Annotated in this window: 22 protein-coding genes and 4 pseudogenes; 17 read left to right on the forward strand and 9 right to left on the reverse strand. The window is 62.6% G+C overall.

From position 1 onward, the window contains the following. Positions 1-67: 67 nt before the first annotated feature. Positions 68-1,168: an alpha-hydroxy acid oxidase gene (locus tag QNA11_RS19105; RefSeq protein WP_283484363.1), complete on the forward strand. Its 1,101-nt coding sequence runs from the start codon at positions 68-70 to the stop codon at positions 1,166-1,168. On the opposite strand, the gene QNA11_RS19110 is transcribed toward QNA11_RS19105, so the two are convergent. From QNA11_RS19110 to QNA11_RS19130, 5 genes are all read right to left on the reverse strand, one after another. Next, entirely contained in the window at positions 1,158-2,801 is a 1,644-nt protein-coding gene (locus tag QNA11_RS19110) for a GMC family oxidoreductase (protein ID WP_283484364.1), read from the reverse strand. The genes QNA11_RS19105 and QNA11_RS19110 overlap by 11 nt on opposite strands. After that, on the reverse strand, positions 2,798-3,421 hold the full coding sequence (locus QNA11_RS19115) for a gluconate 2-dehydrogenase subunit 3 family protein (RefSeq protein WP_283484365.1): 624 nt from the start codon (positions 3,419-3,421) through the stop codon (positions 2,798-2,800). The genes QNA11_RS19110 and QNA11_RS19115 overlap by 4 nt, the downstream gene beginning before the upstream one ends. Further along, positions 3,396-4,340, reverse strand: coding sequence for a hypothetical protein (locus QNA11_RS19120; protein ID WP_283484366.1), 945 nt, complete (start codon positions 4,338-4,340; stop codon positions 3,396-3,398). The genes QNA11_RS19115 and QNA11_RS19120 overlap by 26 nt, the downstream gene beginning before the upstream one ends. Beyond that, a complete protein-coding gene (locus QNA11_RS19125; protein ID WP_283484367.1) occupies positions 4,337-6,124 on the reverse strand; it encodes a thiamine pyrophosphate-requiring protein in 1,788 nt (595 codons plus the stop codon). Before QNA11_RS19125 ends, QNA11_RS19120 begins: the two co-directional genes overlap by 4 nt. Before the next feature lie 113 nt (positions 6,125-6,237). Then, positions 6,238-7,326 carry a c-type cytochrome gene (locus tag QNA11_RS19130; RefSeq protein WP_283484368.1) on the reverse strand — a complete coding sequence of 363 codons (1,089 nt, stop codon included), beginning with the start codon at positions 7,324-7,326 and terminating at the stop codon, positions 6,238-6,240. Between the two features lie 315 nt (positions 7,327-7,641). Between QNA11_RS19130 and QNA11_RS19135 the strand changes: the two are divergent. The 12 genes and pseudogenes from QNA11_RS19135 to QNA11_RS20820 all read left to right on the forward strand — a co-directional run bounded on the left by QNA11_RS19135 (position 7,642) and on the right by QNA11_RS20820 (position 17,999). Then, positions 7,642-9,474: pseudogene (locus tag QNA11_RS19135) on the forward strand (PQQ-dependent dehydrogenase, methanol/ethanol family). 39 nt (positions 9,475-9,513) lie between these two features. After that, positions 9,514-10,287: a substrate-binding domain-containing protein gene (locus QNA11_RS19140; protein WP_283484369.1), complete on the forward strand. Its 774-nt coding sequence runs from the start codon at positions 9,514-9,516 to the stop codon at positions 10,285-10,287. Positions 10,288-10,467: 180 nt separating this feature from the next. Beyond that, complete coding sequence (locus QNA11_RS19145; protein WP_283484370.1) at positions 10,468-11,058, forward strand: c-type cytochrome; 591 nt, start codon at positions 10,468-10,470, stop codon at positions 11,056-11,058. 86 nt (positions 11,059-11,144) lie between these two features. Beyond that, positions 11,145-12,080, forward strand: a complete 936-nt coding sequence (coxB, locus tag QNA11_RS19150) for a cytochrome c oxidase subunit II (protein ID WP_283484371.1) — start codon at positions 11,145-11,147, stop codon at positions 12,078-12,080. Between the two features lie 10 nt (positions 12,081-12,090). After that, on the forward strand, positions 12,091-14,043 hold the full coding sequence (locus tag QNA11_RS19155) for a cbb3-type cytochrome c oxidase subunit I (protein ID WP_283484372.1): 1,953 nt from the start codon (positions 12,091-12,093) through the stop codon (positions 14,041-14,043). Continuing rightward, entirely contained in the window at positions 14,036-14,638 is a 603-nt protein-coding gene (locus QNA11_RS19160) for a cytochrome c oxidase subunit 3 (protein ID WP_283484373.1), read from the forward strand. The genes QNA11_RS19155 and QNA11_RS19160 overlap by 8 nt, the downstream gene beginning before the upstream one ends. Further along, positions 14,638-15,093 (forward strand): hypothetical protein, encoded by a 456-nt coding sequence (locus QNA11_RS19165; protein ID WP_283484374.1) that lies wholly within the window; start codon positions 14,638-14,640, stop codon positions 15,091-15,093. The genes QNA11_RS19160 and QNA11_RS19165 overlap by 1 nt, the downstream gene beginning before the upstream one ends. Next, positions 15,093-16,313: a cytochrome c oxidase assembly protein gene (locus QNA11_RS19170; RefSeq protein WP_283484486.1), complete on the forward strand. Its 1,221-nt coding sequence runs from the start codon at positions 15,093-15,095 to the stop codon at positions 16,311-16,313. The genes QNA11_RS19165 and QNA11_RS19170 overlap by 1 nt, the downstream gene beginning before the upstream one ends. Positions 16,314-16,429: 116 nt before the next feature. Further along, positions 16,430-16,960, forward strand: a pseudogene (locus QNA11_RS19175) (IS6 family transposase); the annotation flags it as partial. 4 nt (positions 16,961-16,964) lie between these two features. Further along, positions 16,965-17,380 (forward strand): annotated as a pseudogene (locus QNA11_RS19180) (IS630 family transposase); the annotation flags it as partial. 59 nt (positions 17,381-17,439) lie between these two features. Beyond that, positions 17,440-17,775, forward strand: a complete 336-nt coding sequence (locus tag QNA11_RS20815; RefSeq protein ID WP_502867574.1) for a recombinase family protein — start codon at positions 17,440-17,442, stop codon at positions 17,773-17,775. After that, positions 17,664-17,999 (forward strand): hypothetical protein, encoded by a 336-nt coding sequence (locus QNA11_RS20820; RefSeq protein ID WP_502867575.1) that lies wholly within the window; start codon positions 17,664-17,666, stop codon positions 17,997-17,999. Before QNA11_RS20815 ends, QNA11_RS20820 begins: the two co-directional genes overlap by 112 nt. Before the next feature lie 129 nt (positions 18,000-18,128). Here QNA11_RS20820 and QNA11_RS20650 read toward each other — a convergent pair whose 3' ends face one another. The 4 genes and pseudogenes from QNA11_RS20650 to QNA11_RS19205 form a co-directional block, all read right to left on the reverse strand. Then, on the reverse strand, positions 18,129-18,782 hold the full coding sequence (locus QNA11_RS20650; RefSeq protein WP_502867582.1) for a Tn3 family transposase: 654 nt from the start codon (positions 18,780-18,782) through the stop codon (positions 18,129-18,131). Next, positions 18,710-19,078, reverse strand: a pseudogene (locus tag QNA11_RS20825) (Tn3 family transposase); the annotation flags it as partial. The pseudogene QNA11_RS20825 and the gene QNA11_RS20650, both read right to left, overlap by 73 nt. A 368-nt stretch (positions 19,079-19,446) precedes the next feature. Next, on the reverse strand, positions 19,447-19,992 hold the full coding sequence (locus tag QNA11_RS19200; protein WP_283484376.1) for a hypothetical protein: 546 nt from the start codon (positions 19,990-19,992) through the stop codon (positions 19,447-19,449). 17 nt (positions 19,993-20,009) lie between these two features. Next, positions 20,010-20,576, reverse strand: a complete 567-nt coding sequence (locus QNA11_RS19205) for a DUF4158 domain-containing protein (RefSeq protein WP_283484377.1) — start codon at positions 20,574-20,576, stop codon at positions 20,010-20,012. 47 nt (positions 20,577-20,623) lie between these two features. On the opposite strand from QNA11_RS19205, the gene QNA11_RS19210 reads away from it, so the two are divergent. The 4 genes from QNA11_RS19210 to QNA11_RS19225 all read left to right on the forward strand — a co-directional run bounded on the left by QNA11_RS19210 (position 20,624) and on the right by QNA11_RS19225 (position 23,200). Continuing rightward, positions 20,624-20,971 (forward strand): recombinase family protein, encoded by a 348-nt coding sequence (locus tag QNA11_RS19210; protein ID WP_283484378.1) that lies wholly within the window; start codon positions 20,624-20,626, stop codon positions 20,969-20,971. A gap of 158 nt (positions 20,972-21,129) precedes the next feature. Then, positions 21,130-21,579: a hypothetical protein gene (locus tag QNA11_RS19215; protein ID WP_283484379.1), complete on the forward strand. Its 450-nt coding sequence runs from the start codon at positions 21,130-21,132 to the stop codon at positions 21,577-21,579. Between the two features lie 84 nt (positions 21,580-21,663). Then, on the forward strand, positions 21,664-22,164 hold the full coding sequence (locus QNA11_RS19220; RefSeq protein WP_283484380.1) for an RNA polymerase sigma factor: 501 nt from the start codon (positions 21,664-21,666) through the stop codon (positions 22,162-22,164). 103 nt (positions 22,165-22,267) lie between these two features. Continuing rightward, positions 22,268-23,200: a FecR family protein gene (locus QNA11_RS19225; RefSeq protein WP_283484381.1), complete on the forward strand. Its 933-nt coding sequence runs from the start codon at positions 22,268-22,270 to the stop codon at positions 23,198-23,200. Positions 23,201-23,236 lie beyond the last annotated feature (36 nt).

Consider the following 23,236-nt stretch of genomic DNA (forward strand, 5'->3'; position numbering starts at 1 on the left):
GCCACCGCGCCGGTTCTATGCCGGGCCAAGCTTGGAGCGCGCACGCACAATCGACGATCTGCGCGCGATGGCGCATCGACGCCTTCCGGCGTTCGCGGTGGAATATCTTGAAGGCGGCGCGGAGGAGGAGGCCACTCTTGCACGCAACTTGGCAGCCTTTGCGAGCTACCGGTTTCTGCCGCGCGCGCTTGTCGATGTTTCGAGTCGCGACCAAAGCATTTCGCTCTTCGACCGCGCCATGTCGCTTCCTTTCGCAATCGCGCCGACAGGATTGAACGGTCTTTTTCGCAATAAGGCAGATGTGCTCCTTGCGCGCGCAGCAGCCGAGGCCGGTATTCCCTTTATTCAAAGCACCATGTCGAACGACCGCATGGAAGACGTGGCGGCTGTGCCCAATCTCAGACATTGGTGGCAGCTCTACGTGTTCGGCGAGCGGTCTATCCGCGACGCACTTGTCGCCCGTGCCGAAAGAGCCCAATGTGAAGCGCTCGTCCTGACAATTGACGCGCAGTTTTACGGCGATCGCGAGTGGGAACAGAGACGCTTTGCCCATCCCGGCCGTCTTTCGCTCGGCTCGATCCTCGAGGCGGCCTTGCATCCGCTCTGGGCTGCGACGACGCTGTCTGGCGGCATGCCGTCATTCGTCAACGCGCTCGACTTTCTACCGAAGGACCGCCGAGGCTTTTTCGAAAGCGCCTTCTGGATCAGGGCCAATATGGACCACGCCCTCGACTGGGACGAGGCCGCTCGGCTGCGGGGCCTTTGGCCGAGAAAGTTTTTAATTAAAGGGCTGCTCAATCCCGATGATGTCCAGCGCGCCGTCTCCATTGGGGCCGACGGCGTTATCTTGTCGAACCACGGCGGTCGTCAGCTCGACTGGACCGTCGCCGCGTTGGACGTCCTTCAGGAGGCGCGGCGGCGCGTTGGCGCAGGACTCACGCTTATCGTCGATGGCGGCGTTCGGCGCGGGACCGACGTGCTGAAGGCGCTCGCGCTCGGCGCCGATGCGGCCCTCATCGGGCGCGCAACTCTTTACGGTCTTGCCGCCGCGGGACAAAACGGCGTGACGCGCGCGATCGACATATTTCGCGAGGAAATCGACCGCGATCTGGGCCTACTCGGCGCGCGCTCGGTCAAGGATCTCGGGCCAGGCTTCCTTACCCGCTGAGTTGCCCTGACGGCGCGAGGCGTGAAATCCGGTCCGCCGTGCGGCAGGCAAGCGCCTGGATGGTGAGCGACGGATTGACGCCGCCGCAGGTCGGAAACAGCGAACCGTCGCATATCCACAAATTCGGTATGTCCCAACTGCGGCCGTCGCTGTTCACAACACTTGTGCGAGGGTCGTCGCCCATGCGGCATGTGCCGAGCAGATGACTTGTGTCCTTGTAATTTGTCCAAATGTCATAGCCGCCGGCGGCGGCAAGCATTTCGCTCATGAAACGCACGGCATGCCGCTGCAAGCGCTTGTCGTTCTCCGAGTAAGAGAAAGTCACCTTCGGAATCTTCAATCCGAACTGGTCGGTCTCGTCCGCGAGCGAAACGCAGTTCTGTAGACGCGGCTCCGTCTCGCCGACAGGCACGAAGCCGGCGACATGATTATATTTCCGCATTTCATCGCGGAGCGCCTCGCCCCATAGACCGCGCGATGTCGCGAGTGTTTGCGCCCAGGCCATGGGTAGCGGGCCCTGACTCATGAAGGCGTAGCCGCCGACGAAATCCTTTCCGTCGTCCGTATAGTTCCAGTGCTCCGTCACCGCCATGTTGGGCGGCCCCTTATACCAGCGGATTTCTTCATCGAAAGTCGCCCAGGCGCCAGGGCCGGCATGCGTGGTCAGATGCGTGCCGACGAGTCCCGAACTGTTGGCGAGGCCGTCAGGGAAAAGCGGACAAGCGGAATTGAGCAGCAGTCGCGGCGTTTCGATCGCATAACCGGCAACGGCCACGTTGCGCGCACGCTGGAAACGCCACGCGCCTTCGCGAAAATAAGTGACGCCCGTGGCCCGGCCGTGCGCGTCGACTTCGATGCGCCCGACCATGGCGAGATCACGCACCTCAGCCCCTGCTTTCAACGCCCGTGGAATCCATACCGTCAATGCGCTCTGCTTGGCGTTGGTGGAGCAGCCATAATTGCAGAAGCCGCGATAGACACAGGGCGGAGATTTGCCGCGCGGCGCCGACACAGTCGTCAACGGAGTCGCGGCCCATGGCACGCCGAGCTTTTCAGCGCCGCGCGCAAGCACGAGACCCGCGGCGTTCACCTCATGCGGTCGATAGGGATAGCGACGGCGCGGCGGCCCCCAGGGGTAATTCACCGGTCCAGCGACCTTCAGCGCCTCCTCGGCCTCCTCGTAAAATGGCGCGATCTCTTCATAGGAGATCGGCCAGTCGAAGCCATAGCCGAGGCGGCTGCGCGACTTGAACCAATCCGGGCGGAAGCGCAGAGCGATCATGCTGTAGTGAACCGTCGAGCCGCCGACGCCACGTCCCGAATTATTGCCGCCAAGCGCGATCGGGTCGTCGCCCGCGGTAATGCGATCGTCGACCCAATATAGATTCTGCTGCGAGAGTTCGTCGGAGACGAAGTCATCGAGCGGTCGCCAGAAAGGGCCGGCCTCAAAGATGACGACGGAGAAGCCGTTCTCAGCAAGACGGCAGCCGAGCGTGGCGCCGCCCGCCCCCGCGCCGACGATCACGAAGTCGACCGGCTCGGATTCGGCATATTCGCGCATTGGGGTCCAGCCGCTCCGCGTGAAAACGTCCGGCGCACGCCCATGCTTTGCGCGCGGCGTTTCTTCGTTCATCGCAGCTCCTTCGCCTCCCAGGGGTCGCGCGCACCGAAGCCGAGGCGCACATATCCACGCGGGCTCGCCGGACCGCCGAAGCCGATATCGTTCCAGGCGGAAGGATGCGCGTAAGCAAGGCCGGCGACTGTCTTCAGCACCGTGTCCGTAAAAAAGCTCTCAGCGCCAACACGGCGCCAAAGCTCAGGGTTCACATTGCCGGCCTGAACCGCACGGAGCGTTGCGTCCCTCCCTCCGCCGTCCAATTCGACAAAGGGCGCGGAAAATAGGCGTCTCGCTTCGCCGTCGATGGCCGCGAGGCCGTAACGCCATCTCTCCGACCAAGGGAGCGCTTCCTCGCCGCGAAAGCCCTCGCCAAGATTTCGAGACAGGCGGTCGTCGATCCAGAGGGCGATGAGTGAAGGGCTTAATCCAGGCAGCGGCGGCGCGACGCGTACGACGACCGCTTCGAGGAGCGACAACTCCTTCGGCGACAAGAAGCGTCGGGGCGGCGTCTCGTTCAGTCGGCGAGTCAGCGCGTCGCGCGTCACATCGTCGAAGGACGGCGTGTTCCATTTCGCAAGGACGTCATAGCCCTCGTAAGGCGACGCGACATCATGCTGTTTGGCGATCTCTGGCATTCGCTTCCGTCTCGATCAGCGACAGCGCCGCAAGCCCTGTGAGCGCAAGAGCGGAAAAGCTCGGCGGCGCCGGCAATGGCGGGCCGTCAATGAGGTTCTGGCTCCAGTTGCGCCATCCGCCCATGGCGCGCGAGACGCCATAAGCGTGAAAACCGACTCCGATGAAGCCCAGCGCGGCTGTCATCCACAGCCACGCCCTCGTGAAGCTATGCGTTAGCGCCGGCCGCTCGACAGTCGCTTTCGCCATGAGAGCGGACGCAACGGGCGGCAATGTGACCGGCGCCCACATGAAGGGGTTCTGGAACGCGCCCCGGAAGTGAAACAGCGCCGCCTCCATCACTGTCCCCGCCAAGGCCAGACCGCTCATCGCCGCGAGAACGCGCCCGGCGGAAAATCCCAAAAGCGTCGGCTCGCGCGCCTTTTGCTCGGAAATGCGTTCCGCCGCGAGGCCCACTAGTCCGCTGACGGCGAGCGCAGCCGGCGCCCCCAGAGGAGCTCCGTAGAACAGGTTGAGCCAGGTGAGTCCGCCCGGTCTGCGAAAGACGTTATAGACATGGAATCCGAGCCCCGTGACGCCGACGCCAACCGAAAGCGCGAAGGACCATCGCCGGAAACTGCATCTTGCCGCAGACGCATTCATCGCCCCGTCTGCGCCGGCGGAGAGCGCCAGCGTCGAACTGATCAACGGCGCGAACATGCCGGGGTTCTCGAAGCTCCCGCGATAATGCCCGAGCGCGCTGTCCGAGAGCACAGAAACGGCAAGCAGGGCGGCCGAGCTGTGGGTCAGCCGTGCGGGATGGACGGCGATGTCGGATTTCCTGGCGTTCCGCCCCGCCTCGGCGACGACCCGGAGCGCGACTCCCCCAACGGCGCCAAATACAAGAGCGCCCAGCGACGCAGCGACCGGTCCGGTCTTCATTCTTTCTCCCGGGGCAGGATGGGCGCGAGAACCTGCCTCGCCGCGCCGGCGATGAGCGCGCCCTCCTCAGGATCGCCCTTGAAGAGCGTCGCCGCGAAATTGCGCGCCTGCTCGAAGGAGATATGCGCGGGAAGCGGCGGCACCTCGGGATCGGTCTTCACTTCGAGCACGACTGGCCGCTCGGAATAGAAGGCCTCCTGCCACGCTTCCGCGAGGGATTCGGGGTTATCGACGAAAATCCCCTTCAGCCCGATCAAATCGGCGAAGCGGTGATAAGGAACATTCGGAATATTCTGGGTCGCCTCGAATTTCGGATTCCCCTGCATCACCCGCTGCTCCCAGGTGACCTGATTGAGGTCCTCATTGTTGAAAACGCAGCATATCCATTTCGGACTTGCCCAGTCGCGCCAATATTTGCTGACTGTGATCAGCTCAGCCATGTTATTCATTTGCATCGCGCCGTCGCCGACGAGCGCTACGACCGGCCGCGCGGGATGCGCGAATTTCGCTGCGATCGCGTAAGGCACAGCGGCCCCCATCGAGGCGAGACCGCCGGATAGCGAACACATCATCTTGCCCCTGATTTTCATGTCTCGCGCATACCAGTTGGCGCATGAGCCCGAGTCGCATGTGATGATGGCGTCGTCAGGAAGCTGTGGCGACAGTTCCCAGACGACCCGTTGCGGGTTCACCGGGTTGGCCGGCGCAAACGCGCGCTGCTCCAGAAGCGTCCACCAGTCGGAGACGCCGCTCGCGATCCTGTCGCGCCAGCGCGTATCGCTCCTATCCTCGAGATGCGGAATCAGCGCCCGGAGAGTCGCGGCGGCGTCGCCGTGCAGGTTCACCTCCATTGGGTAGCGCATGCTGAGCATCGATGCGTCGACATCGATCTGCACGCCACGCGCCTGCCCTTCGCGAGGCAGGAATTCCGAATAGGGAAATCCGGAGCCGACCATCAGCAGGGTATCGCACTCCATCATCATATCGTAGCTCGGCTTGGTGCCGAGAAGGCCGATCGAGCCTGTCACCCAGGGGAGCGTGTCAGGCGCCACCGCCTTGCCCAGCAGCGCTTTTGCGAGGCCCGCCTGCAAACGATCGGCGACGGCGCAGACTTCATCTCTCGCATGTAGAGCGCCGGCGCCGACCAGCATCGCCACTTTGTCGCCAGCGTTCAGAACATCGGCGGCGCGCCTGATGTCATCGCCGCTGGGAAGGATCGTCGGACGCGAATAGCCGACCCCCGTCTTGACTGAGCCATGCTTGCGTGGCGGCTCCTCATAATCGAAATCCTGCAAGTCGGCCGGCAGAACGATAACCGACACGGCGCTCTGCGCCTTCGAGATGCGGATCGCGCGGTCGACGAGCATACGCACTTGCGAGGGCGTCTCCGCTTCCTGCACGAAAGCGGCGACGTCCGAGAACATGCGATCGAGGTTGAGCTCCTGCTGATAATGTGCGCCACGAGCTGTGCGCGGCGCCTGGCCGGCGATGGCGAGGACAGGCATATGGTCGCATTTCGCGTCATAGAGCCCGGTGATCAAATGCGACGCGCCCGGGCCGCCGGTCGACAGGCAAACGCCGAGTTCGCCCGTGAACTTCGCATGTGCGGACGCCATAAACGCCGCCATCTCCTCGTGACGAACTTGCACGAACTCGATCTTTTCAGACGAGCGTTGCAATGCGCCGAGCACGCCATTGATGCCGTCGCCCGGATAGCCGAAGATCCGCCGCACTCCCCATTCGTAGAGGCGATGGACGAAGAAGTCCCCAACGGTGTTGCTCATGACGGCGGCGCTCCGGAGTACGCGCATCGGCTTTTAGATCAACGGATGGCGGGTCGGCGCGTTCCTCAATACGAAAGCCAAAAGCTCGCCTCATTGTTCGAGGTAACGCGTCGTCATCGCTTCGCCAGCGGCGGAGACGGCTGGAAACGCGTCATGTTCTCGAAATAGGCGGCGACGTCTTTCGCTTGCGCCTCGCTCAAGCGTGAGGCGATGATCCGCATGGCAGTGGCGTTGCCGGACTGGCGGCGCAGTCCCCCCCGCCAAAGTCTGAGCTGTTCTTCGATGTAAAGGGCATACTGGCCATCGAGCCTCGGAACGTTCGGCGAAGCCGTCTCACTGTGACAAATGCGGCAGGCGGGGACGTTCGTCTCTGCTACGCCTCGCGTTGCGATATCGCGCCCCCGGCCAATTGCGCCGTCTTCCGCCATCGGCGCCTTTGCGCGCGACGGCTCGAGCTTCGAAAAATACGCGCTGATTGCCCTCAGCGTCTTGGCATCAAGCGTCGCCGCGATGGGCTGCATCACGCCGCTCTGGCGGAGTCCCGACGTGAAGTCGTGGAAGGATTGCTCCAGATAGCTTTGAGGTTGCCCAGCAAGACGGGGCACTAGCGCGCTGCCGAGGTCAGAGCGCCCATGACACCGCGTGCAGTTCGCGAGATCGTCGCTCTCAGGGCTGGCTGCGCCGAGATCGATGATCTGGTTTGACCTGCCCGTTCCGCCGGTCGCGAGCAAACGATATCGGTCGGGACTTGTCTCCGGCAGCTTGCGCAGGAATGCGACCACGGACCACACATCATCGTCCCGCGCCGTCGCAGCCCACGCGGGCATACCGGTGTATTTCAGTCCGTGCTTCACGATCCAGAAGAGCTCCTCCGGACTCCAGCTCGAGACCACGGCGCCAAGATGGGGAGGATTCGGGAGCATGCGCTCGGCAATTGGATTGCTCGGTCGACCAGGGGCGCCGTGGCAGGGCGCACAGCCATCCTCGAAATGACCGGCGCCGAGCACGATCAGGTTCATGTCCTCGAGCTCGGGCGCTGAAATGTTGCGACTATGCGTTGCAACCGCTCTGCGCAGGCCAAAAGCCAAAAATTCGCGTGTCAACTTCCAATGCATTCTGCTTGCCGCAACATCGTAGAGCCCAGACGCGGCGAACAAAAGAAAGGCGAGCAGTATGGAGAACGCGATGCCGAAGCACGTCATCCCGCATCGTTGGGCGGCGGACGCCATATCAGAAGGACGCCGCCAAAAGATAACTGGTGTTCGGGCAGTCTTTCATTGGCGTAGCCATTCCGCTCATCCCTATCAACGAGACGCCGCAGAAAATATGGCGCCCGCATAAATTCAGGCGAGTGGCGGCATTCCCGTAGTGAACGCGGCGCGACAGCAAACCTTCGCTGAATGGATCCTACATAGCGCCGCTTACCGTTCGGCAACGGTTGTTGGTCACGCGCCGCCACCCTAACTAGATTGTCGCCCTCCAGGAGGCTCTGTTTGTTTCCAGCGCGAGTTTGAAGGATGCGAAAGCGATCCCTTTTGGTGACGTCCCAGCTTGCCATTTGCCTGATCGCGGCAGGCGCCTCTCAAGTCACGGCGCAGCAGGCCACCCCGAACAAAAGGCTCGTTGCCGATCTCGTCACTGACGCCAGAAACTGGCCAATGGCGGCGCGAGATTACGCCAATACGCGCTACAGCGCGCTCGATCAGATCACGGCTGATAACGTCTCGCAGCTTAAACTTTCCTGGTCCTTTTCCGTCGGCGCAAATCGTGGCCAGGAGGCCGCGCCGCTCGTTATTGACGGCATGATGTATGTCGTCTCGCCTTACGACGGTCCAAACCCCAATCAGGTCTACGCGCTGGACGCCGCCAATGGCGAACTGAAATGGTCCTACGCGCCAAAGCCCGATCCAGCAGCCAAGGGAGTCGCATGCTGCGATGTGGTCAGCCGCGGCCTTGCTTAGGACAATGGCAAGGTATTCCTGAACACGCTCGACGATCACGTGGTTGCGATCGACGCGTCGAGCGGCAAAGAGCTTTGGGTCACGAAAATCGGCGACATCAATCTCGGCGAGACGATCACCATGGCTCCGCTCGCCGTGAAAGGAAAAGTTTTCGCCGGCAACAGCGGCGGCGAAATGGGTGTGCGCGGCTGGTTGACGGCGCTCGATCAAAGCGACGGCAGGATCGCGTGGCGCGCCTTTTCGACCGGGCCGGATGCCGATGTGCTGATTGGCGCGGATTTCAAGCCGTTTTACGACTGGATGAAGGGCAAGGATCTCGGCGTGAAGAGCTGGCCTGCGGATCGCTGGCGCATGGGAGGCGGCACGGTCTGGGGATGGTTATCATACGACCCGGATCTGAATCTCGTCTATTACGGCTCTGGCAATCCCGGGCCTTGGAACGCCAATCAGCGTGAGGGCGATAACCTCTGGACCAGCACGATCTTCGCGCGGAACGCCGACACAGGCATGGCGAGCTGGGCTTATCAGGCAAGCCCGCACGATCTTTGGGACCACGACGAGATCAATGAGAATGTGCTGGTCGATCTCGATATTGGCGGTGCGTCACGCAAGGCGCTGATCCACCCCGGCCGGAACGGCTATATGTATGTCATTGACCGCACTTCTGGAGAAGTCCTCTCCGCCGACGCCTATGACACTGTCAATGTCTATGCGGGCGTCGATCTCGATACGGGACGCATCAAGCCTGTCGAGGCGAAGCAGCCGGCACTCGGCAAGACGGTGGAGAACATCTGTCCGGCGCCGCCGGGGGCGAAGGACTGGCAGCCGACCGCCTGGTCGCCGAAGACGAAGCTGCTTTACGTGCCGCATCAGCATCTTTGCGCCAACTTCCGGACGAGTGAAGTCAGCTACATCGCGGGGACGCCCTTCGTCGGAGCGATTGTCGACATGTATGCAGGCCCCGGCGGGTACAGAGGGGAGTTCATGGCGTGGGATCCTGCCAAGCGAAGCAAAGTCTGGTCCATCACAGAAACATTCCCGGTGTGGACAGGAGCGCTCGCGACCGCCGGCGATGTCGTCTTCTACGGAACCATGGACCGAATGTTCAAGGCGCTGGACGCGCGAACGGGGAAGGTCCTGTGGCAGATGCGGGGGCCTTCCGGCTTCATTGGCCAGCCCGTGACGTATCTCGGAAATGACGGGGTTCAATATGTCGCGATCATGTCTGGCGTCGGCGGCTGGCCAGGTGTCGTCGCCAATGCGGAAGTCGACCCCCGGGTAAGGAACGGCGCGCTCGGCTTCACCGGCGCGACGCAGGATTTGCCGCTGTATACGGTTGGCGGAAGCACACTGCTGGTCTTTTCCCTCGGCGCGCAGCCGCGACAATAGGAGGAGCCAATTCGCGCTCTCGCGACCTGCCTGACGATTGTGGCGCTCTCTTCTCCGCCGTCCAGCGCGCGCGCCGAGGATAGCCTCCGAGTCTGCGCCGACCCCAATAATTTGCCATTTTCCGACGCCAACGGCGCCGGTTTTGAAAACAAGCTGGCGGAGCTTGTCGCAAACGAACTCGGCAAGACTCTGTCCTATACCTGGTGGGCGCAAAGACGCGGCTTCATCCGCAACACGCTGAAGGTTGGCGCCTGCGACCTCGTCATGGGCGTGCCAACAAATTACGATGCAGTCGAAACGACCCTGCGCTATTACCGTTCTGCTTACGTGTTCGTTTCGCGAGCGGATCGCGAACTTGATGTCACGTCGCTCGCAGATGATCGCCTTCGCACCCTGAAGATCGGGGTGCATCTCGTCGGCGATGACGGCATGAACACCCCGCCGGCTCACGTGCTCGGCGCGCGCGGCATGGTTTCGAATGTCGTCGGCTATTCAATCTTTGGCGATTACAGAGAGCCCTCGCCGGCGCTGCGTCCGATCCAAGCTGTAGAGAGCGGGACTCTCGATGTCGCGGCTGTCTGGGGGCCGTTTGCCGGCTATGAGGCGAAGCACGCATCAGCGCCGCTACACATCGACATGATAGCCAGGACGGATGACTACGCGCCGCTACAATTCGCCTTCGATATTTCGATGGGCGTGCGCAAGGGCGACGATAAGTTGAAGCGCCGCCTCGACGACATCATCCGTCGAAAGGGCGGCGTCATCCACGCGCTGCTGGAGAGCTATGGCGTCCCGCTTGTTGATGGTGACTGAGAGGTTCGGCAGATGCCCGCGACTCCGACGAAGGCATTGGCGGCGATAGGCCTGCTTGTCCTGCCCCTGCTTGTCTCGGCCTGGCCCGACGCGCTGGCGCGCCCAAAAACATCGCACCAGAGGGCGCCGGCGCCGCAGGAGCCGCACGCGCAGCCTTCCCCGCCAGCTCAGCAAGCTCCAGTGAATGATGAAGGCCAGACCAGTCCGCCCCACGCGCCGGCAACGTCGTCAGTCCCTGCTCAGAAAGATGCGTCGGGCGGTAATCCCGGCGTCAGGCTTTATCCGTCGGTCGGCCCGGGCATCGGCCAGACACCCGTATCTAATCTGTTTCCTGGAAAGATGGCGCTTGAAGGCAACGTCAGAAATCCCGTGGAGGGCGATCCGGAAGCCATCCAGCGCGGTATGAGTTACTTCGATTCGTTCAACTGTTCGGGATGTCACGCGCCGAACGGCGGCGGCGGCATGGGACCAGCGCTGAGCGACAGGTTTTTCATCTACGGAGACGATCCCGCAAACATCTATCTCAGCATTTATCAGGGACGCCCCAACGGGATGCCATCATGGGGCGCGATGTTGCCCGAGAACATCATCTGGGACCTTACAGCCTATATTCAGAGTATCAGCAAATCGCCGACGACGGGATGGGGGAAAACCGCCTCGCACGACGCCTGGACGGTGCAACAAGTTCCGGCGGAATTCTCGCAGTCGCCGAATCCCTGGAGCCATACCGAGCGCTTCAGTTTCGGCCAAAGTCCGAGCGGGAGGCGGTGATGCTTGCGCGACTTCCCGCTCTTGTCCCAGCTCTCGCCGTTTCTATTGGCCTCGCCGCACAAGCCGCCGATACACCGACGCCGCCGATGAATTTCTTGCAAGCTTTCGGGGACAAGGCGAGCGTCATCGCGTCATTGACCTGGGCGATGCTGATCCTGTCGATCGTTGTTGTGGTCGTCGTCACAGCGCTGACCGTCGTCGGCGTCTTGAAGCGCAGGACCACGGTCGACGCCGCCGGCGCCCGGTTCGAGCCGATCTTGCGGCCGTCAGGAGGCTTGTCCTGGATCACCATCGGCGTGTCGATCTCCACTCTGGCGTTGCTCGGCGGCATGGTGTGGAACGCCTACACCATGGCCGCGATCGACAAGCCGCCTCGAGATCCGGCTTTGACGATCCGAGTGATTGCGCATCAGTGGTGGTGGGAATACCGCTATCGGACTGAAGCTCCCTCCGAATCCTTTCAAACCGCGAATGAGGCGCACATCCCGCTCGGAGAGCCGGTGCGAATCGAGGTTGAATCGACCGACGTAATTCACTCCTTCTGGGCGCCCGCGCTCGGCGACAAGATCGACGTCATTCCCGGCCAGACCAACAGGACCTGGTTCGAGGCGAATACGCCCGGCGTCTATCGGGGGCAGTGCTCCGAATATTGCGGCAAGCAGCATGCTCATATGGGCATCGTCATTGTCGCCGAGTCTCCTGAGCAATTCCGCTCCTGGCGGGACGCGCAATTGCAGCCGGCGGCAAGCATGAACAGCGCAGGCGAGGCGCTGTTCGTCGCGCGTTGTGGCGCCTGTCACACCGTGCGTGGAACGCGCGCCTGGGGCATGCTCGGGCCCGACCTCACGCATCTCATGAGCCGCGCTGGAATCGCGGCGAACACGCTGCCCAACACGCCAGCCAATCTTTCTGGCTGGATCGCCGATCCGCAGAGGATCAAGCCCGGCGCCAAAATGCCAATGCTGGCGCTTTCGGCTCCAGAACTGTCCGTCATCCGCGATTACCTAGAGACTTTGAAATAGGAGGGCTGCGATGGCGGTTACCGACTATCACCGTCCCGTCCAACTCCACGGAGTTGCGCGGCATCAGCGGGAGCAGCGCGATCTCGAAGAGATCTGGAGAAGCGAACCGGGCGTACTCGGCTGGCTCTCGACGGTCGACCACAAGGAATATAGCAAACGCTACATCGTGACGGCATTCGCTTTCCTGTTGCTGGGCGGGATCGAAGCGCTGGTCATGCGCATTCAGCTCGCCGGGCCGAACAAGTCGCTGCTTACGCCCGAGCAATACAACCAGCTCTTCTCGATGCATGGCCTGACCATGATCTTTCTCTATGCGCAGCCGGTTCTGTCGGGCTTCAGCGTCTTTCTCTTTCCACTCATCCTCGGCACGCGCGACATGGCCTTTCCGCGCCTCAACGCGTTCTCCTACTGGATCTATTTGCTCTCTGGCCTTTTCATCTATGCAGGGTTTGCGATCGGCTATGGTCCAAATGACGGCTGGTTCAATTACGTTCCGTATGCGCTGAAGCAGTATAATCCCGGTCCGAACATGGACTTCTACGCGCTCGGCATGATTCTGTTCGGAATATCCTCAACGGCCGGCGCTACGAATTTCGTCGTGACCTTCCTGCGCGCACGAGCGCCGGGCATGTCGATCAATCGCATCCCAATCCTCGCCTGGGGCACGTTGACAACCTCCTTCGGCATTCTCTTTTCAGTGCCCGCCGTCAGTCTGGCGTTCTTCCTGCTCTGGACGGACCGGCAATTCGAGACGCATTTCTTCGACCAGGCCGGGCGCGGGCAGCCGCTTTTGTGGCAACATCTCTTTTGGATATTCGCGCATCCATGGGTCTATGTGGTCGTGCTGCCAGCGATGGGCATTGTGTCCGACGCCTTGCCGATTTTCTGCCGGCGTCCGCTCGTTGGCTACACCGTGGTCGTGCTCGCCACTGTCGCGACGATGGTGATGGGCTTTGGCGTTTGGCTGCACCACATGTTCGCGACGGGCATACCCTATCTCGCGCTGTCGTTTTTCAGCGCGGCGTCCTTTGTCATCACAGTGCCGAGCGCGGTTGCGGTCTTCGCCTGGATCGCAACAATCTGGACGGGGCGGCCAGTGGTGTCGACAGCATTTCTCTTCTTCGCCGGCTTTATTATCACATTCGTGATTGGCGGCGTCTCGGGCGTCATGACGGCGGCGGCTCCCAGTGATCAGCAGCTTACGGACACCTATTTCGTGGTTGCCCATATTCATTATGTGCTCATCGGCATCAATGTGCTGGCGGTAATGGGAGGGATCCATGTGTGGTTCCCGAAAATGACCGGACGACTTCTCGACGAACGACTCGGGCGCTGGTGTTTCTGGACGACTTTCGCCGGCTTCAACATCGCCTTTCTGCCGATGCATTGGACGGGTCTCGCCGGCATGCCACGTCGCATCTACACGTACCCGGATGGTTTTGGCTGGGGCGCCGTCAATCTCGTCACGACGATCGGCGCCTTTATCCTCGCGCTCGGCATCCTGCTGCTTCTCGTCAATGTGATCGTCAGCCGCAGTCGCGGCGCTGTCGCAGGACCGGACCCATGGGGAGGGCCCACGCTCGAATGGTCGGTACCATCGCCGCCGCCGTCCTACGACTTTGAGGTGATGCCGGCTGTAGCCAGCCGGCATCCGCTCTGGGAGGAACATCTTGACGAAGCGTCGGGCAGTTCATCAATAGGACGCGGGCTCTGCCTCGCCGACGGCAAGGAGATGTTGACGACCACTGCGCTTGACGCAGAGCCGGACGCCATCATGAAGATGCCGGAAGATTCAATCGCGCCGCTGCTGACGGCGCTTGCGGCCACCGCGATCGGCGCCGCCACGCTGCTCCACTCCTGGGGCATCGTCGCCATCGGCGGCGCCGTTCTGCTTCTTTTGCTTCTCTATTGGCTTTGGCCTCGGCGCTCACTCGGCCAAATCGCGGAGGCAAGACATGTCTGACGTCGCCATTGGCGCCCGCAAGCTGCCCGTCGGCAGCGTTGGCCATAAGACCTTCGGCTGGTGGGGGATGATGACCGTCATTATGACGGAGGCGTCGCTCTTCGCGTATTTGCTGTTCATCTATTACTACTTCGCAGCCCAATACGGGCTGGACTGGATTCCAGAACGACCAAAAGTCACACTGGCCGGTCTCAACACCCTCATCCTGTTGGCGAGCAGCGTCTTCGTCTGGTGGGCCGAGCAAAGCGTCAAACGCGGCGCGCGCGCCAGCCAGTTGCTGGGACTCGCAGGCGGCGCAACACTGGGCGTCATTTTTGTCGCTATTCAGATTCTCGAATGGCGGCAGAAGCCCTTCGGCATTCACGACACATCCTACGGGTCGAGCTTTTACGTCACGACGGGCTTTCACATGGCGCATGTGGTTGTCGGCCTGCTGATGCTTGCTGCGGTGCTGCTTTGGTCGTTTCTTGGCTATTTCGACGCGCAACGTCATGCGACGATCTCGATCGCGGCTGTCTACTGGCACTTCGTGGATCTTGTCTGGCTCACGATCTTCTTCACCTTTTACATCACGCCCTATCTCGGGAGTGACTGATGGCGAAAGACGACCTTCTCTCCATCTATGGCGTGGAACCGCCCGCGCCGCATCGCGCGCGCACCTCGCTTGCGTTGCTGTTCGGCGCCTTGCTCGCCTCGCCGCTCGCGTGGAGCGTGCAACTCCTTGTCAATTATGGCCTCGCAAGTCATGCCTGCTTTCCATCGGACCGGCCGAGATCCTCGCTGGCGCCGGGCTGGGAGTGGGTCGAGCCCGTCGTCACCGCGCTTAATCTCCTCTGCCTCGCGATCGCCGTCGTGGCGTCTTTGGTCGCACTGTCTGTCTGGCGTCGAACAAGCGGAGAGGCGGAAGGCGGACATGAAAGTGTGATCGATGTCGGACAGGGCCGCACAAGATTTCTCGCCATTTGGGGGGTGTGGGGCGGCGTGTGGTTCGCGCTCCAGATTCTTTTTGCCACCATCTCGATCATATGGGTGCCAGCATGCGGAAGCTGATGCTGGCAGTCACGCTGGCCGCAGGGGCGCCTGACGCGGCTTTGGCGCATGGCCGCGCAGCAGCGGGGCCGGATGGGTGGTTACCGATAAGCGTTCTGGCGTTCGCGTCGATCTGCGCGATTTGCATAAGCGCGCGCAGCCTGGCGCGCGATTTCAATGTACGGGCGGTCGGCGCCTGCATAGCCGCGCTCGCCGTCACGGGCGTGTCCTTGAGCGCCACTTTCAATCGTCTGAGTGACGCGCTTTTTTCCGCGCATATGACGCAGCATCTGACACTGATGATGGTGAGCGCTCCGCTTATCATTCTTGGCAAGCCCAACATCATCGTCATGCGCGCGCTTGCGCCCAGCAGGCGCCGGATATGGGCGCGGATCTGGAGGCGCGCGCGAAAAGCGCCCTTCGCCGCGCTTTTCATTTCACCGCTGGCGATCTGGCTGTGGTTCATGGGTCTCTTCGCCTTTTGGCATTTGCCGGGACCCTATGCTTTTGCGCTCCAGCACGAAGAAGCGCATATCGCCGAACATCTGACGTTTTTAGTTAGCGCCTGCGCGTTTTGGGCCGTCGCCTTCGGCGAGTTGACGCGGCTCTCTCGAGGAGGGCGTCTGATGTTTGTCTCCACCGCGGCGCTTCTCTCCGCGCTGCCAGGCGCGTTGATTTCAATTGCGCCGCGCCCGCTCTATTCAGTCCATGCCGGCGCTACCGCCCGGTATGGACTAACCCCCTTGGAGGACCAGCAGATCGCCGGCCTCGTCATGTGGATCCCGGCCGGCTTCATCTATCTTGCCGCAATCCTCGGCCTGCTGTTTCTTTGGCTCCGTCACGCGGAACAGGGCCGAGGCGCACGCGGCGCAGCCCTGTCGGCCGCCGCCTGCGTCGTTCTCCTCTCCGGTTGCAATGATGAGAAAGCGCTTGAACGTGCGGCCAGGGCGGCGGGCGCTACAGGCGATCCGCAAAAAGGCGCGGAGGCCATAACGAAAATCGGCTGCGGCTCCTGCCACCTCATCCCCGGCATTGCCGGCGCCAACGGTCTTGTCGGTCCGCCGCTCGATCACATGGGACGGCGCGTCTATATCGCCGGGCTGCTGCGCCAGACGCCCGAGAACCTTGCACGCTGGGTGCGCGACCCGCAATCGATTGTGCCGGGCAACGCGATGCCAAATATGGGCGTGTCAGAGGAGCAAGCGCGCGACATCGCGGCGTATTTATCGACGCTTCAATAGCGGATATGCGCCGTCGCGCCATGGCTTCGAAGTGCGGTGCATGGGTTCTGTCGCAAATTTTTGCCCTCGGGCGGCCTGGGTTATGCTGGCTGGAAGCGGGGCGGGCAAATTGCGCGATGATCAATTTCAAAGGCAGCCATTTCGAGCGTGATGTGATCTTATGGGGCGTGCGCTGGTATGTCGCCTACCCGATCAGTTACCGGCAGCTCGAGGAGATGATGGAAGAGCGCGGGGTCAAGGTCGACCATTCCACCCTCAATCGGTGGGTCGTCAAATACGCGCCCGAGCTGGAGCGTCGGTTCCGTTCCCGCAAGCGGCCTGTCGGCTCCAGTTGGCGGCTGGATGAGACCTATGTGAAGATCAAAGGCTCCTGGAGATATCTCTATCGTGCAGTCGACAAGGCTGGCGCCACGGTGGACTTCTTGCTGACGGCCAAACGGGATCGCAAAGCGGCGTTGCGGTTCCTACGGCGAGCGATCGGTGAGAACGGCGCGCCCAAGAAGATCACGATCGACAAGAGCGGCGCCAACACCGCTGCAATCGAGAGCTACAACGCAGAGCACGAGGCGGACATCGAAATCCGGCGAAGGAAATATCTGAACAACATCGTCGAACAGGACCACCGAGCGATCAAGCGGGTGGCGCGGCCGGCATGGGCATTGGAAGACGACGACATTCGTCGCCGGCCTGCGCCTGACTGGAATGACGGCGCCGATGGTTCTCGACGGCCCGATCAATGGTCAATGGTTCCAGGCTTATGTCGATCAGGTTCTCGTTCCGACGCTCTCGCCGGGCGACATTGTCGTGATGGACAATCTAGGGAGCCACAAGGGCGCCGGCGTGCGCAACGCCATCGAGGCGGCCGGCGCGACGCTGCTCTATCTTCCGCCCTACAGTCCCGACTTCAATCCGATCGAGAAGGCCTTCTCCAAACTCAAAGCTCTGCTCCGCAAAGCGCGGAGCGGACCGTCGACGCCCTATGGAACAGGATCGGCGCATTGCTGAAGGAGTTTTCCCCCATTGAATGCGCAAATTTCTTCGTCGCCGCTGGATATGAGCCGGTTTAAGACGAATCCGCTCTAGTCTCTCATTCATCGCAGAGCAGATGGACTTTTAAGAGATAATCATGTCTTTTGTCGACTACGCTCGCGTTTCGACCCGTGACCAGAACGCCGTCTTGCAGCGAAAGGCCTTGGTCGCGGCCGGATGCGACCGCATCTTCGAGGAGGCGGCGTCGGGAGCGCAGCGCGACCGACCGCGGCTCATGGCCGCGCTGTCTCCACCCCGCCGCCCCCCTCACTGTGTAGAAGCTCGACCGCCTGGTGCGGTCGCTCACAGCTCATCGAAACTGTGGAGGAGTTGGAGTGTCGCAAGATTGGCTTTCGCTCGTTCACCGCGTCGATCGACCCGATTATGCCGGGCGGCCGGCTTGTCTTTCAGATTGAATTCGAGCGAGGCTTGATTCGCGAGCGCACGCTTGCCGGCCTTGAATCCGCCCGCGCCAAAGGGCGCTTGAGCGGACAGGCTCGAAAGCTCACGTCCACGGACATCGAGGCCGCGAAGGCGCTGCTATCCGGAACGGACCTTTCGGTTTGGGAAGTAGCGCGTGGCATCGGCGCATCGCCGGGGAAGCTTTACCGCTACATCCCGGCGGCGCGGGCTTCCGTGAGGGAGGGCTGGTCATGACGATGGTCGAGCTTCGCCGCATCGCCGCGACGCACCTCGAGCCGGACGACAGATGGCGAAACGGCTTCCATGGCTTCACTGAGCATTATCGAATAAGGGGTCACCGCACGATTTGTTCAAAATTGCACGCTAAGCCGCTTGGGATAGGAACGCAGCGGGAACGTCGCGCAGCGTTCGGAAGCCGGTAGCGCTGTTGCCGTCGCTCCAGACGTAATCTCCCGTCAGCGCGATGTGCTCCCAGGCGAGCGGAGCGACGTGGGCGAGGAGATCGCCGGGAATGGCGACGCCCTGAGCGCGCAGATGCTGGACGGCGCGATCGAGATAGACGGTGTTCCAGTGGACGATCGCGGCGGTGACGAGGCTGAGGCCCGAGGCGCGGAAGCTCTGGTTTTCGAACGTCTGGTCACGGATCTCGCCCTGGCGATGGAAGAAGATCGCGCGCCGCAACGAGTTGCTGGCCTCCCCCTTGTTGAGCCCGGCGTGGCTACGCTGTCGTAAGTCGGGATCGGACAGCCATTGCAGGGTGAATAGGGTGCGTTCGATCCGGCCCAGCGCCCGCAAGGCGCGCGACAGGGCGTTGCGACCGCCTGCCGCGGCGAGCTTGCGCAGAATGACGGAGGGAACGACGACGCCGGTCTCGATAGACGCCGGCCGGATATGTGGGTATAGACGACGACGCCGGGATCGATGCCGTATTTGGCGTTGATGGCGCCGCCGGGTCCGGCGCGCCCGCCAGCGCGGAAGTATTGGCCGTCCGAGGACGAAGTCGTCCCGTCGTCCCAGATCGCCGCCAGCGGGTGCTTGTGATGGACATTGATGATGGCAGCGCGCGCCGCGACATAATTGTCGTCGCTGATGTGCCATTGCGCGACGTTGACGAGGTGATGGTAGGTGAGGCCGCGCGACGCATCCGCCATGCGGGCGAGGCCGAGATTCGTGCCATCGGCGAGGACGGCGGCCAACAGCGCCGGCCTGTCGGCGGCCGGGGCGCCGGTGCGCAGATGCGTGAAACGATCGGCAAATTGTGTCCAGCCGTCGACATCACTCAGAACCTCGGTGATCCGCGCCCGCGGCAACATCCCGTTCAGTCGAATGGCGAGAACGCGCGCGGCGTCCGGGACGGCCGGCTTGATCCGGGCGATGTAGAGCTTGCCGTCTTCGATCTCGACGCCGTCGAGTTCGCCGCGCGCAGCGCGGGCAGCCAAAAGTTCAGGCGTTCGTTCAAGGCCGCGGCGCGGCTTGCGACGTAGCGCTCGGGATCGCTTTCATTGGCGATGCTCATATTCTGCGGCGCTCCGGTCGGCAGCAGGTAATCCTCAAAGGCGCGATAGTCGCGGCTGCCGGCCACCCAGATGTTGGCTCCCCTCAGGCGATCCCTCAGCGTTGCGAGCACGGCGGTCTCGTAGAGCCGTCGATCAGCGGCGGCGTTCGCGAAGATCAACTTGCGTCATTTCGGCGGCAGGAAGGACGCGGGCGGGCGCTTGGGCAGGGTGCGGGAGTCGTCACGATCGAGCGCCTTCAAGAGTTCGATGGCGGCCAGCACGCCATCGCCAGGCGTGCTCGATTGGAAGCGGAACGCCGTGAGAAAGCGTGGGCTGAATCGGCGCAGGACAGAATAACGCTCGGCGGCGGTCACGAGGATATCCTGGTCCGCGACATCGGCGACCGAACCGATGATTGGCAGGGCCTTGTCGAGCCGTTTCATACCGACCTCGCGATCGACGATGGCGACGCCGTCCTCTCCCGTCTGCTTTGCCTGTTTGAGAGCCGCAATGGTGCGGCGGAACAGGATCAACGCCTTGGCCACGTCGCGCTTGGTGGCCTGGAAACGCCGATCATCCCTGCTCTGCGCTTTGGTGAACAGCGATCCCATGTATTTCTCGAACGTGGCGAGCGTCGCATCCGCGAGGCGAGTTTCCAAATTGGAGAGCTGGGCGACGAGGATGGCCCTCCGCCGCGTCGGCTCGAGATCGGCGGTGTGCTGTGCGGTCATGACCGCGCCTTCGTCGATCAGTCGGCCGAGGCGCGCGGCATGAACCCGTGCAGAGCGCTCGGTCCCGAGACCGAGATTGCGCACATAATCGAGTCGATCGAGCAGCGCGATGATGTTGGATGGCGCGGCGACTCCGAATAGTCCCGCAGCCAAGCGACACGGGAGCGGCGCACATCCGGATCGACTCTCAGCAACTTGTCGAGCGCTTCTCGCGTGGCGTCAGTCAGACCCTCCGCCAGGGCCTCGAAAGCCTTCTTTCGAGCCCGCGCTCGAGCCGCCAGTCCGATCCTTTCCAATACGGCGGCAATGGGAGTGAGCAAGTTGGCGCTGCGCAGATGGTCGAGCATCGCCTGGACGATTGGCTCGCCGCGATCGGTCGCCCAGGCGGGGTCCGCACCGACTCGCAAGCAAGCGCGCCAATCGGCCAGGGCGTACCCAAGCCGGTTGACGGCGCGCCGCTTCGTCCGGATGAGCGCCAAGTCCTCGGCGCCGAGCACGTAGTGCCGGGCCATCTCGGCTTGGTCGACGGGGATGCCGAACAGGCGAACACGCTGTTCGGGCGACAACAAGGCGCGACGTGACATGAAGGCCTCCTCTCGCGGACGGAAGGCCGTTCATAAAACGATTGCCTTTGAACGGCATTTTGAAAGAGGATAACGCCGGCGCGGGTTTTCGCTCGGTCACCGAGAACATCGACACGACCACGCCGGCCGGACGCATGATGATGCAAATGGTCGGCGCGTTCGCCGAGTTCGAACGCGCCATGATCCGGGAGCGGACCTCCGCTGGACTTGCGGCCGCCCGGGCCGAGGGTCGCGTCGGCGGTCGGAAGAAAAAGCTCGACGCGGCCAAGCGCCGCGAGATCGCTGAGAGCGTCATCAGTGGCCGGAAATCGGGGGCCGAAATGGCCCGCCTTTACGGCGTCAGTCAGCCAACAGTGTCACGGATCGTCGCCGCTCATCGGGTCACAGAGCCTTAGCGTGCAGTTTTGAACAAATCGTGCCGTGACCCCTACTTCGCGGCCACGTTCGAGGTCTATTCGGGCTCCTCTTGCGAGCGCTTCATGAAGCGCCGCTCCCTAAGGCCAGGGTAAGCCGAAAAATCTCCCGACACACCCTCATATTCTGCGATGCCCCCTTGACGGTCGAGCTCGTGCCTGTTTCCACTGGCGGCATGGCTTCGTTTTGGGCGCATCACGGCCGGCTGAGGAGCGCGCTCGCCGCGGGCGCCGCGGCTTGGCTGCTGCTCCTGCAGCTCTTCCTTACCGTTGTGGTGGAGGCGCATGCTTCGCGCTTCGGCTCGGCGGATGTCGCCGTCGCGGCAGCGGGACAGGATTGCATCGCGCCTTCCGGCGATCGCGCCCCGCGGGACCATGCCGACGGCCATGGCCATTGCGTCTTGTGCCGGATTTGCCCGCAGCATGACGCGGCCGACGCCGATCCGGTAGCGTTTCTGCATTATGTGATCGCCTTCCTCTATCCGCGCTCCTCCGGCGAGCCGGTTTTCTTCCGCTACCGCCTGCCGCCGCCGGAGGGAATCGGCGGGTCGCGCGTCTTTTCGTCCCGTGCGCCACCGCCGACCGCCTGATTGAGCTCTCGACTCTATTGATCTCTTCGCTGGTCTCGATATCCGCCTCGAGCAGATGTCGATGACCGCTGCAGGCGGCGGCGTATGTCGGAAAAGAAATCCCATCTTATTCACGAGCTGTTCGTGCGTAACAGACGCGCGCTAACGGCCTATCTGGTGCGTCGCGTCGGCTCCGAGGCCGCTCACGACTTGTTGCAGGAGACTTTCGTGCGTGCGCTGCGCCACGATCGGTTCGACGACGTCGCCGATCCGCCGGCCTTTCTGCAGAGGATCGCGGCAAATCTGACTCGCGACTTCGGGCGTCGCCGCAGGACAGAAGCAAAATATCTGAGCTTCGACCGAATCCTCGGCGAGCCGCCGAGCTGGGACGCGCCCCAGGACGAGATCGTCGATCGTGACCGGCGGGCGCAGCGTCTCGCCTCGGCGATTGAGGCCCTGCCGCCACGCTGCCGCGAGGTCTTCGAACTCTGCGCCTTCGAGGATATGCGGTTCCCGGAGATTGCGAGGCGGCTCGGCGTCACGGAGCGCATGGTGCGCCAACATATGAGGATAGCCATGCAGCGTTGCTGGGCGGCGATCAGATGACAGATTTACGGTTCGACCTTCCTTTTTTTGTATCCGCGCGTCGTATTAGACGATGGGCGGAGACTGTCCGAGAGCATGGGACGACGTCGGCATGATGAAGAGAATGGACGATGACGTCCCCGACCGTGACGACGGCCATGACGCGGCGATCGAATGGTGGTTGCAGGAAAAGGCCGGCGAAATCGACGGCGAGCGTCGTATTGCCTTTGAGGCCTGGCTCGCAGCCGATCCCGCCCATGCTCAGGCCTATGCGGACATTACTGAAATGTTCTCGGAGGCGCAGGGGCTGCGGCGCGCCCGCCGCCGGCAGGCACACGGCGTGCGACGGAGCTGGCGTGCGGCGGCCGGCGTTGCGCTGGCCGCTTCTCTCGCCTTTTTCGGTTGGCTCGCCGAATTCGCGAACCGTCATCCGGCTGATTATTCGACCGGCGTCGGGGAACGTAGGACGGTGACGCTCACCGATGGCTCGCGTGTCGAGCTCGACTCCCATTCGGCGATCGCCGTGCGCTTCGAGGCGGGAGTGCGGCGCGTGACGCTGCTCTCGGGGGAGGCCTGGTTCGAGGTCGCGCCCATCGCCTCGCGTCCCTTTGTCGTGGAGGCGGCGGGCGGCACGGTCACGGCGCTCGGCACCGCCTTCGACGTTGCGCTCCAGAAAGACGGTGCGCGCGTCGCTGTGAGCGAACATGCGGTGGCGGTCGCGAGCGGCGGCGAGCGGCTGATCGTCGAGACGAGACAGGAGACCTCATACGAAGCGAATACGCCGGCGCGGGCGCCGGTGAGCGTCGCCGCCGAGAATGTCGCAGCTTGGCGGCGCGGCGCGCTCGTCGTCGAGGACCGTTCGCTCGGTGAGGCGCTCGCGATGCTCGGCCGCTATCGCCATGGATATGTGTTTTGCCTGCGCGCCTCGACCTGCGCGCGGCGGGTGAGCGGCGTCTTCTCGACCGCCGAGCCGCTCACGACGTTGCGCGAGATCGAATTTTTCCTCGGCCTGCGCGCCATCCATTTCACCAATTACCTGATTTTCCTAACCGAGTGACGCAGCGGGCCAAGAGCTGCCCGAATCTTTTTTATC

Source organism: Methylocystis sp. JR02 (assembly GCF_030063565.1).
In the GTDB taxonomy this organism is placed as follows: Bacteria; Pseudomonadota; Alphaproteobacteria; order Rhizobiales; family Beijerinckiaceae; genus Methylocystis; species Methylocystis iwaonis.

Excerpts from the sequence above, each read along its gene's own strand:
- QNA11_RS19105 (WP_283484363.1), top strand. The coding sequence starts at position 68 with ATGGCGCATCGACGCCTTCCGGCGTTCGCGGTGGAATATCTTGAAGGC.
- QNA11_RS19110 (WP_283484364.1), bottom strand. The coding sequence starts at position 2,801 with ATGAACGAAGAAACGCCGCGCGCAAAGCATGGGCGTGCGCCGGACGTT.
- QNA11_RS19115 (WP_283484365.1), bottom strand. The coding sequence starts at position 3,421 with ATGCCAGAGATCGCCAAACAGCATGATGTCGCGTCGCCTTACGAGGGC.
- QNA11_RS19120 (WP_283484366.1), bottom strand. The coding sequence starts at position 4,340 with ATGAAGACCGGACCGGTCGCTGCGTCGCTGGGCGCTCTTGTATTTGGC.
- QNA11_RS19125 (WP_283484367.1), bottom strand. The coding sequence starts at position 6,124 with ATGAGCAACACCGTTGGGGACTTCTTCGTCCATCGCCTCTACGAATGG.
- QNA11_RS19130 (WP_283484368.1), bottom strand. The coding sequence starts at position 7,326 with ATGACGTGCTTCGGCATCGCGTTCTCCATACTGCTCGCCTTTCTTTTG.
- coxB (WP_283484371.1), top strand. The coding sequence starts at position 11,145 with ATGAATTTCTTGCAAGCTTTCGGGGACAAGGCGAGCGTCATCGCGTCA.
- QNA11_RS19155 (WP_283484372.1), top strand. The coding sequence starts at position 12,091 with ATGGCGGTTACCGACTATCACCGTCCCGTCCAACTCCACGGAGTTGCG.
- QNA11_RS19160 (WP_283484373.1), top strand. The coding sequence starts at position 14,036 with ATGTCTGACGTCGCCATTGGCGCCCGCAAGCTGCCCGTCGGCAGCGTT.
- QNA11_RS19165 (WP_283484374.1), top strand. The coding sequence starts at position 14,638 with ATGGCGAAAGACGACCTTCTCTCCATCTATGGCGTGGAACCGCCCGCG.
- QNA11_RS19170 (WP_283484486.1), top strand. The coding sequence starts at position 15,093 with ATGCTGGCAGTCACGCTGGCCGCAGGGGCGCCTGACGCGGCTTTGGCG.
- QNA11_RS20815 (WP_502867574.1), top strand. The coding sequence starts at position 17,440 with ATGTCTTTTGTCGACTACGCTCGCGTTTCGACCCGTGACCAGAACGCC.
- QNA11_RS19200 (WP_283484376.1), bottom strand. The coding sequence starts at position 19,992 with ATGACCGCACAGCACACCGCCGATCTCGAGCCGACGCGGCGGAGGGCC.
- QNA11_RS19205 (WP_283484377.1), bottom strand. The coding sequence starts at position 20,576 with ATGTCACGTCGCGCCTTGTTGTCGCCCGAACAGCGTGTTCGCCTGTTC.
- QNA11_RS19220 (WP_283484380.1), top strand. The coding sequence starts at position 21,664 with ATGTCGGAAAAGAAATCCCATCTTATTCACGAGCTGTTCGTGCGTAAC.
- QNA11_RS19225 (WP_283484381.1), top strand. The coding sequence starts at position 22,268 with ATGGACGATGACGTCCCCGACCGTGACGACGGCCATGACGCGGCGATC.